8 protein-coding genes are annotated in these 9,885 nt (G+C 68.5%); 6 read left to right on the forward strand and 2 right to left on the reverse strand.

What is annotated here, in order from left to right; genetic code table 11:
• Positions 1 to 1,501, reverse strand: a 1,501-nt coding sequence (locus QK444_RS24665) for a DUF4192 family protein (protein ID WP_282784142.1), incomplete at its 3' end; no start/stop codon positions are given.
• Positions 1,502 to 1,800: 299 nt separating this feature from the next.
• Between QK444_RS24665 and QK444_RS24670 the strand changes: the two genes are divergently transcribed.
• Together QK444_RS24670 and QK444_RS24675 are read left to right on the forward strand one after the other, a co-directional pair.
• Positions 1,801 to 2,220: a hypothetical protein gene (locus QK444_RS24670; RefSeq protein ID WP_282784144.1), complete on the forward strand. Its 420-nt coding sequence runs from the start codon at positions 1,801 to 1,803 to the stop codon at positions 2,218 to 2,220.
• A gap of 20 nt (positions 2,221 to 2,240) precedes the next feature.
• Positions 2,241 to 2,747: a hypothetical protein gene (locus QK444_RS24675; RefSeq protein WP_029923974.1), complete on the forward strand. Its 507-nt coding sequence runs from the start codon at positions 2,241 to 2,243 to the stop codon at positions 2,745 to 2,747.
• Between the two features lie 4 nt (positions 2,748 to 2,751).
• On the opposite strand, the gene QK444_RS24680 is transcribed toward QK444_RS24675, so the two are convergent.
• Positions 2,752 to 3,459: a DUF5642 family protein gene (locus QK444_RS24680; RefSeq protein WP_282784146.1), complete on the reverse strand. Its 708-nt coding sequence runs from the start codon at positions 3,457 to 3,459 to the stop codon at positions 2,752 to 2,754.
• A 302-nt stretch (positions 3,460 to 3,761) separates the two neighbouring features.
• Here QK444_RS24680 and QK444_RS24685 point away from each other — a divergent pair, with 302 nt between their 5' ends.
• The 4 genes from QK444_RS24685 to speD form a co-directional block, all read left to right on the forward strand.
• On the forward strand, positions 3,762 to 4,709 hold the full coding sequence (locus tag QK444_RS24685) for a PAC2 family protein (protein ID WP_282784147.1): 948 nt from the start codon (positions 3,762 to 3,764) through the stop codon (positions 4,707 to 4,709).
• A 166-nt stretch (positions 4,710 to 4,875) separates the two neighbouring features.
• Positions 4,876 to 7,383, forward strand: a complete 2,508-nt coding sequence (locus QK444_RS24690) for a DEAD/DEAH box helicase (protein WP_282784148.1) — start codon at positions 4,876 to 4,878, stop codon at positions 7,381 to 7,383.
• Positions 7,384 to 7,590: 207 nt separating this feature from the next.
• Positions 7,591 to 8,691, forward strand: a complete 1,101-nt coding sequence (locus QK444_RS24695; RefSeq protein ID WP_282784153.1) for a type III PLP-dependent enzyme — start codon at positions 7,591 to 7,593, stop codon at positions 8,689 to 8,691.
• Between the two features lie 8 nt (positions 8,692 to 8,699).
• The coding region (gene speD / locus QK444_RS24700; RefSeq protein ID WP_282784151.1) for an adenosylmethionine decarboxylase at positions 8,700 to 9,885 on the forward strand (1,186 nt) is incomplete at its 3' end.

Here is a 9,885-nt window from a genome sequence, read left to right on the forward strand (position 1 = left end):
GCTCGTTTTTGTGAAAAACACACCCCCCCACCACCGCCGCCACCGGGGGGCGGGCGTCGGCGTCGACCGCCACCACGGCGGCCAGTTCGGCTCGCGATCCGCGCAGCGGACGGCCGTCGAGGACCTGCCGGAAGGTCACCGGCGAGTCGGCCGGAGCCCGTTGCGCGCCGGTGTTCGCCGGGTCCAGCACGCTCCACCACGGCCGCCCGGCGTCGAATCCGGCGACGGCCCACGCGCCGGTCAGTGTGACATCGGCGGCCGCGAGCCGAGCGGCGAGCAGGTCGGTCAGTTCCCGGTGGCGTCGTGCGCGCACTCCCCGGTGGCGCGCATCCGGCACGGTGGCGCGGTCGTCCACGATCAGGGCCAGCGCCGCGACGGCCCGCTGCCGCACGCAGATATCGGCGAGTTGGTCCATCATGGCCCGCACCGCCGCCCGTCCCGTCACATCGGTGTCCACCCGCACCACCACATCCACCGCCGCGGTATCCGCCCGCCCCTCCTCCGCCCGCAGCACCGCCAGCACCAGCGACCGCGCGGGCACGAATCCGAGCATGGCGGGCACCGCCGCGATGAACTCCCCCGGCTCGCGCAGATGCTGCTGCGGCACAGCGGCATGCCCGAACAACGCGGCATCCGCGTCCGTCGCCGCACGATCGGCCCGGACGGCCTTCTCGGCGGTCACCACGTCGTCGACCGATACCCCGTCCTCCGCAGACTGAGCGCTCGCGGCAGACACCGCGCTCCCGATCGGCGCGGCGCTGTCGACAGCCCCAGCACTCTCGACCGACGCGGCGCTGTCGACAGCCCCAGCACTCTCGACCGACGCGGCGCTCTCGATAGACCCAGCACTCTCGACCGACGCGGCGCTCTCGATAGACCCAGCACTCTCGACCGACGCGGCGCCCTTGGTAGACCCAGCGCTGTCGACAGTCCTAGCACGCTCGGCAGACGCGGCGCGCTCGACAGACCCAGCACGCTCGGCCGACAGCGTATTCCCGGGTGACGCCGCCTGGCCAGGTGACACCGCTTGCTCCGGCGACACCGCCTGCTCCAACGACTCCGACTGCTCCCGCGACTCCGCATGCGCCGGCGACACCGACCGCCCCAACGACTCCGCATGCGCCGGCGACACCGACCGCTCCCACGACACCGCCTGCTCCGGCGACTCCACCTGCTCCCGCGACACCGCCTGCTCCGGCGACCGCGCAGCCCCGGCCGATGCCGTTGCCGCGGAGTCCGCGCCGCGCCCCGGCGGCTCGGTGTACGGCGCACGGGCGTCGGATGTTTCACCGCCCTCGACCGGCGGCGGGTCGTCGTCCGCCAGCGGATCCGGCGGTGGTGGCAGCCAGCGTTCGGTGCCGAAGTCGTCCGGTGGGAAGGTGTTCCCGCCCGAGCAGGTGCGGCGGCCGCGGTGGCGCGGGATGCGCGCGGGTTCGCAGTAGCGGTAGCGCGGGGCGTCACCCGGTGGCGGTGCGGGCAGGGGTTCGGTGGAATTCGTCATGTCCTCACGGTGCGCGATGGCGCCGACCGCGCCGGAGTGCCGACCTGGGCGTCGGACAAGTCTGTGAGTAGTCGCCGCGGCTGTGTGGAATAGGCGCGAATCGGCTCGCGCCGAGGGCTTTTCGTCGGTGCCCCCTGCTACCGTCCGATTCCGGCAGGTCGCGTGACGGACGATCGGCGACCCACCCGGCGAAAAATCTGAATGCGTAGCGTTTCATTTTGCCCGACCCGCCACCGTCGCGCTGTTACAGTCCGCCTCGACACCATCGGCTCGGTGTCGGAAGGAAGAACGCATCAGCAATGAAGAGAAGTACTTTCGGCGGTCTCGTGGTCGCCGTGGCGAGCGTCGCCGTGCCGGTGCTGCTGGCCCCGACGGCGTCGGCGGATACCGAGAACATCCGCGTCGACGCCCGCGTGTCCGGTGAGACCTGCGGCACGTCGGGTGGCTGCGTCATCCGCATTCGGACCGTCGGCAACAACCGTCTCGACGAGGTCGCCGTCACCGTGAACGGCACCGTCGTGGGCTACGCCTGGCCGGTGCAGGATCAGTGGGACCCCAACCGCGGTTCGGCCGAAGTGGTCTGGAATCCCAGCGAATCCGGCAGCTACCACATCGTCGCCAAGCAGGGCGTCTCCTCGGGCGTCATCACCTACGATATCCAGAGCCCTGGCGGCACCGGATCCTTCGGTGGCTCGCTCCCGTCCGGTTCGGCGGGCTGATTCGCCAGAAGAGTGATCACATGACGAGAACACGTACGGGGCTGGGCGCGACCGCCGCGCTGTTCGCCCTGACCGCACCGGTCGTCCTGGCGGGATCCGCGTCCGCGGATATCGAGGACATCAGCATCACCGGTATCGACGAGCGGCCGTGCTCGGTCGCGGCGGGCTGCCTCATCCAGGTGACCGTGACCCAGTTCGAGGCGGTGGACTTCCTGATCAACAACACCGCCGTCGGCACCGCCACGCCGCAGCGCACCAGCTCCGGCCTGATCACCGCCACGCTGCAGTGGCGGCCGGAAGCCTCGGGCACGTACACGGTGGGCGCGCGACAGGCGCAGAACACGTCGACCATCGTCTACACCGTCACCCAGCACGCCTCCGGCTGCGGCTGGTTCCCCACCGGTTCGGCCTCCGGGTCCGCGGGCACCGGGTCGGCCTCGGGATCCGCCGATACCGGCTCGGCCGGAAGCGGTTCCGCCGGTTCGGGTTCCGCGGGCAGCGGCTCGGCGAGCGGCTCGGCCTGCTGACCCGTCAGCCCCTGCGCACCTTGCTCACCGCGGTGGTGAACAGCGAGTCGAGGGCCTCGCCGTCGAGGCTGTCGGCACCGAAGGTCATGTAGGTCACGGTGATTCGCACATCGCCGACCTGACCGAGCAGGGTGCGCATGTTGCGGGTGGTCTCCGGATCGCCCGCCTCCGACCGGACGGTGCGCCGCAGCGCCACCGTCTCGTCGGCATCCAGCGGTGGCGGCGGCAGCAGTTCGGTGGTGACGGTGGCCGTCGTGCCGTTCTGCGTGGCGCGTACGGTGCCGCAGCGTTCGAGCTGCCGTTGCAGGGTGGCCAGGGAGTGATCGGTGCGCACCAGCTCCACCGTGAGGGTGGCGCGGGTGGCATCGTCGGTGCCGACCGAGACCGCGGGTACGGATACCGGCGGCACCGGCGCGCAGTCCTCCGGATCGACCCGCGCGCCCGGCAGAATCCCGTCGAGATCGTGCGCGGCCTGCTCGGCGGTGTCCGGCGGCAGTTCCACCGCCGCGTACGGCTCGGGGAACTGCGATGGATTCGGCAGCAGCCGTGCCAGTTCCGATACCGCGGCCGTCGAGTTCGGCCCGGACGAGGACCGGGGGTGCCCGGAGACCGTGGTTCCGCAGGCGGTGAGCGCACAGCCCAGGGCCGCGACACCCAGCAGTGCGGATATCCGCCGTACGGTCGATGTGCGGCGGCGCCGCACCACGGACACTGGAGGCTGCCGCGGGCACGGCGAATCCGGCACGATCACCCGTCCACTATGCCGAATTTCCGCTGTTCATCCGGGATGCCACGCCGGAAACAGGTGTGACCGCGAGCGGTGTGGGAATGCGTTCCACCGTCGGGCGTGTTGCACACCAGATGCGGGCTCGCACCCACGGGGCGCGGGCACGCGAGGGCATGAGGGACAATGGTGGTGGTCCCAGTATCGCCCGTCAGGCGAATGAACCGCGGCACGCGCCGCCGAGTTCCGCCGGACCGGACCGCTGGAGACCATGCAGAAGGGATGAAGCGATGGACTACGAGTCGAGCATGTACGAGTTGGAGTTCCCCGCGCCGCAGTTGTCCTCCGCTGACGGCGCGGGTCCGGTGCTGGTGCACGGGCTGGAGGGTTTCACCGACGCCGGTCACGCCGTCCGCCTGGCCACCACGCATCTGCGGGAGAGCCTGGAGGCGGAGTTGGTCGCCTCGTTCGATATGGACGAACTCCTCGACTACCGCTCGCGCCGCCCGCTCATGATGTTCAAGACCGACCACTTCTCCGACTACACCGAGCCGGAGCTGAACCTGTGGGCGCTCAAGGACACTCAGGGCACACCGTTCCTGCTGCTGGCCGGTTTGGAGCCGGATCTGCGGTGGGAGAAGTTCGTGACCGCCGTGCGGCTGCTGGCCGAGCAGTTGGGTGTGCGCCGCACCATCGGTCTGAGCGCGATCCCCATGGCGATCCCGCACACCCGCCCGCTCGGAATGACCGCGCACGCCAGCGACCGCGACCTCATCGGCGATCACCAGCGCTGGCCGGGTGAGTTGCAGGTGCCGGGCAGCGCCTCCTCGCTGCTGGAGTACCGCATGGCACAGCACGGCCACGAATCGGTCGGCTTCTCCGTGCACGTGCCGCACTATCTGACCCAGACCGCCTATCCGGAGGCCGCGCAGACGCTGCTGGAGAGCGTCGCCGAGAACGCCGGGCTGGAGCTGCCCCTGGCGGCGCTCACCGAGCAGGCGGCCCGGGTCCGGGAGCAGGTCAACGAGCACATCGCGGGCAATTCCGAGGTGGAGACCGTGGTGGCGGCCCTGGAACGCCAGTACGACAGCTTCGTCACCGCCCAGGAACGCCAGTCCAGCCTGCTGGCCAGCGAGAGCGACCTGCCCACCGGCGAGGAACTGGGCGCGGAATTCGAACGCTTCCTCGCCGAACAGTCCGGCTTCGGCGACGACGAGAACGGCCAACCGCGGCCTTAGCTCCGCAGAAGAACACTCCAGACGGTTCGCGGCGCGTCCCGGTTCTGGACTGACCGGAGCGGGGGAGCGAAGCGGAGGAGCGGAGGGAGGGAAGAACCGGGACCTTCAGCGCCGCGAACCCGCCGGAGCGAAGCGGAGGCAATCAAACGCAGTAACGTAGGTGGGCGTGCAGCTATCCGAACTCGTCCCCGACCGTGCCGTACCCGACGTCGATGCCGAGTGGCTGTATGAGACTTTCGTCGACTGGACCCTCGAGCAGGGCCTGACGCTGTATCCGGCGCAGGAGGAGGCGCTGCTCGAGCTGTTCACCGGCTCGAATGTGATTCTGGCGACCCCGACCGGTTCGGGTAAGTCGATGGTCGCGCTGGGCGCGCACTTCGCCGCGCTCAATCGCGGCCAGCGCAGCTACTACACCGCCCCGATCAAGGCCCTGGTCAGCGAGAAGTTCTTCGCGCTGTGCGAGGTGTTCGGGGCGGACCGGGTCGGCATGGTGACCGGTGACGCGGCGGTGAATCCGGATGCGCCGATCATCTGCGCGACGGCGGAGATCCTGGCCAACCTGGCATTGCGCGAGGGTGCGGACGCCCCGGTGGGCCAGGTCGTCATGGACGAGTTCCACTACTACGCCGATCCGGATCGCGGGTGGGCGTGGCAGGTGCCGCTGATCGAACTGCCGGGGGTGCAGTTCCTGCTCATGTCGGCCACGCTGGGCGAGGTCGACTTCTTCGCGAGGGATCTGAAAGACCGTACCGGCCGTGACACCGCGGTCGTCTCCGGTTCGGAACGCCCGGTGCCGCTGAGCTTCTCCTATGTGCGCACCCCGATCACCGAAACTCTCGAGGATCTGGTGACCACCAGCCTCGCCCCGGTGTACGTCGTGCACTTCACCCAGGCGGCGGCGATCGAACGGGCGCAGGCCCTGATGAGCGTGAACTTCGCCAGCAAGGCGGAGAAGGAGGCCATCGCCGCGGCCCTGGGTGATTTCCGCTTCGCCACCGGCTTCGGCAAATCGCTGTCGCGCTTCATCCGCCACGGTATCGGCGTCCATCACGCGGGCATGCTGCCCAAGTATCGGCGGCTGGTGGAGAAGCTGGCCCAGGACGGCCTGCTGAAGGTGGTCTGCGGCACCGACACCCTGGGCGTCGGCATCAATGTGCCGATTCGCACCGTGCTGCTGACCGGTCTCACCAAGTACGACGGTGTGCGCACCCGCCGCCTCAATGCCCGCGAGTTCCATCAGATCGCGGGCCGCGCGGGCCGGGCCGGCTACGACACCATGGGCACCGTGGTGGTGCAGGCGCCCGAGCACGAGGTGGAGAACGCCCGCCTCATCGCCAAGGCCGGTGACGATCCCAAGAAGCTCAAGAAGGTCCAGAAGCGCAAACCGCCGGAGGGTTTCGTGTCCTGGTCGGAGGACACCTTCGACCGGCTGGTCGGGGCCACCCCGGAACCGATGATGTCGCGTTTCAGCGTCACCAATTCCATGCTGTTGAACGTGATCGCCCGCAAGGGCAACTGCTTCGACGCCATGCGGCATCTGCTGGAGCGGAACCATGAACCGCGCCCGGCACAGCGGCGGCACATCCTGCGCGCCATCCGGCTCTACCGCGCGCTGCGGGACGCGGGCGTGGTGCAGCAGCTCGACACACCCGACGAGTTCGGCCGCCGCGCCCGGCTCACCGTGGACCTGCAACGCGATTTCGCCCTGGATCAGCCGCTGTCGCCGTTCGCGCTGGCCGCGCTGGAGCTGCTCGACAAAGAATCCCCCACCTACACCCTCGATGTCATCTCGCTCATCGAGGCGACCCTGGAGGATCCGCGCCAGCTGCTCATGGCCCAGCAGCACAAGGCCCGCGGTGCGGCGGTGGCGGAGATGAAGGCCGACGGCATCGAGTACGAGGAGCGTATGGAGCTGCTCGAGGAGGTGACCTGGCCCAAACCGCTCGCCGACCTGATCGAGCCCGCCTTCGAGACCTACAAGGGCGGCCACCCGTGGGTGTCGGAGTTCGAGCCGTCGCCGAAGTCGGTGGTGCGGGAGATGATCGAACGCTCCATGACCTTCGCCGAACTGGTGTCCACCTACGAGTTGGCGCGCTCCGAGGGGGTGGTGCTGCGCTATCTCGCCGACGCCTACCGGGCGCTGCGCCGCACGGTGCCCGAGCAGGCCCGCACCGAGGAACTCGACGACATCACCGAGTGGTTGGGCGAGCTGGTGCGCCAGGTCGACTCCAGCTTGCTCGACGAATGGGAGCAGCTCACCAATCCGGGCGCGGAGAGCGATACCGAGGAGGTGGCGTTCGGCGCGGAGGCGCTCCGGCCGATCTCCGCGAACGAGCGATCGTTCCGGGTACTGGTGCGCAATGCCATGTTCCGGCGGGTGGAGATGGCCGCGCTGCGCCGCTGGGACGCACTCGACGAGTTGGGCGACGGCCTGGACTGGGAAGGCGAACTCGCGCCCTACTACGACGAATACGGCGAGATCGGTATCGGGCCGAACGCGCGCGGCCCGAAGCTGTTCCAGATCGAGCAGCGGCCGGGTTTCTGGCATGTGCGGCAGGTGCTGGACGATCCGTCCGGTGACCACGGATGGGCCGTGGCGGCGGTGGTCGATCTGGCGGAGTCGGATGCCGCCGGTGAAGTGGTATTCGACGAGGTCACGGTGTCGGCGGGCTGACCGCCGCCCCGTTCGCGCCCCGATTTCTTCATAGTTCCGTAAGATGCCCGGTCCGGTTTGTTCAACCGTCCCGGCGGTACGGTGACGAAGACGACCGCTGGCCGGTTCGTTTTTCCAGGCTGATCGCGTGTATCGTCGCGCACTGTTGCCCACATCCCGCCACAGCGCCCGATCGAAAAGAGTTCCCTTAGATTGACCAACCGAAACCTGCTCGAATCCCCCCGTCTGGTCATCGACCTGCACCGGGTCCGTGCGAACTACCAAGCACTGCGAGCCGCTCTACCCGCGGCACGAATTCGCTTCGCCGTCAAGGCGAGTCCCGTGCCGGAGATCATCCGGCTCCTGAACGACGAGGGCGCCGAGTTCGACGTCGCCAGTATCGGTGAGATCGAACTCTGCATCGCGCAGGGTGTCGATCCGGCCGTCATGTGTTACGGGAATCCGATCAAGAAAGCCGCCCATATCGCCGCCGCTCACGCGGCCGGGGTGCGCCGCTACGCCTTCGACACCGAGGACGATCTGGCTCGCATCGCCGAGCACGCCCCCGGCGCGGAGGTGGAGTGCCGGTTCCTGTCCTCCGCTCCGCAGTCGCAGACGCCGTTCGGCACCAAGTTCGGCTGCGATCCCGGTGAGGCCAAGCGGCTGCTGGTGCGGGCGCGTGACCTGGGCCTGCGGGTGGCTGGCCCGTACTTCCACGTGGGCTCGCAGCAGACCGATCCGATCGCCTGGCGCATCGGCATCGAGCAGGCTGGTGCCATCGCGGAAGCGTTGGCCGTCAAGGACATTCCGGTTCCGTCGGTGAATGTCGGTGGTGGACTGCCGATTTCGTACGCCGATGCCGCACCGGAGCTGTCCGAGCTGGGTGCGGTGATCGCCGAGGCGTTCGCGGCCCATTTCCCGGAACACACCGAACTGGTGGTGGAGCCCGGTCGCGCCCTGGTGGGCAATACCGGTGTGATTCACGCCGAGGTGGTGAATGTTCGCCAGGCGCCGGACGGGCGGCGCTGGATATACCTCGATATCGGCCGCTACAACGGTATGGCCGAGACCGAGAACGAGTACATCGCCTACCGTTTCGAAACCGATCGGGACGATGACCCGATGGACGAGGCGGTGGTCGCCGGACCGACCTGCGATGGCGACGATGTACTCTATCAACGCACGCGTGTCCTCCTTCCGACCACGTTGCAAGCCGGTGATCCCGTTCGGATCCTCGATACCGGCGCTTATACGGCGAGCTATTCGTCGGTGTCCTTCAACGGTTTTCCGCCTTTGACTGTTCATGTCATCGGCGCTGAGCGAGAGTGAGTTCGCTTATGACGGCAGAATTCACCGGCTGGCATGTGCTGGCCGAGTTCGGTGGTGTCGACCCGCAGCTGTGCGACGACCTCGAACGACTCGAGAGTGCGCTCCGAAAATCGTTGGTCGCCGCGGGGGTGACCATTTGCGATGTGGTGCACAAGCAGTTCGAGCCGCAGGGGGTCACTATTCTCGCCCTGCTGTCGGAGTCGCACGCCTCCATCCACACGTATCCGGAGTCCGGGGACATCTTCGTCGACGTATTCACCTGCGGCAGTATCGGTTCCGGTGCCACGAAGGCGGTCGAGCTGCTGAAGGAGGAGCTGTCGCCCGGATCGGTCAACATGGAGGTCATCCAGCGCGGCCACACCTCGCGCCGCATCCACGAACCGGTCGGCGAGGGCCTGACCCGGGTGTGGAACATGTCCGAGGTGATCGTGGACACGAACACCCCGTACCAGCACATGGTGATCGCCAAGACCGAGCAGGGCATCAGCCTGTTCTCCGACGACGACCGCCAGTCCACCGAGTTCTCGCAGCTCACCTACCACGAGGCCATGCTGGTCCCGGGGTACGCGCTGGCGGAGAAGCTGGACAGGGTGCTGATCATCGGGTCCGGTGAGGGCGTGGCCTCGCAGATGTCGGTGGCCGCGGGCGCGTCGCTCGTCGACCACGTCGACATCGACCAGCTCGAGGTGGAGCTGTGCGCCGAGCACCTCCCCTACGGCTACACGCAGGCGGATCTGGCCGCGGCGGTCGCGCAGACCGGCCCGATCAAGATGCACTACGCCGACGGCTGGGACTTCCTGGCCCGGGCCGAGGCCGCGGGCGTGCGCTACGACATGATCGTCATCGACCTGCCCGACGAGCGGGTCGAGGACGCCCAGCACAACCGCCTCTACGAGGACGAGTTCCTGCTGCGCTGTAAGGCGCTGCTGTCCGAGGGCGGCGTGCTGGCCGCGCAGGCGGGCTGTCAGACCATGTGGCGCAACGAAACCCTGAAGCGCTCGTGGACCCGCTTCCACAGCCTGTTCGACACCGTCGTGCCCTACGTCAGCGACGAGCACGAGTGGACCTTCATCTTCGGCACCCCGAAGGCGATCGCCGACCCGGTCGCCAAGATGACCACCACCCTGTCGCGGCTGCCGTACCGGGCGGAGACCATCGACGAGCGGGCGATCGTCCGCGGCGCCATCGAGCCGC

This window comes from Nocardia sp. CC201C, assembly GCF_030010695.1.
Taxonomy (GTDB): Bacteria; Actinomycetota; Actinomycetes; order Mycobacteriales; family Mycobacteriaceae; genus Nocardia; species Nocardia otitidiscaviarum.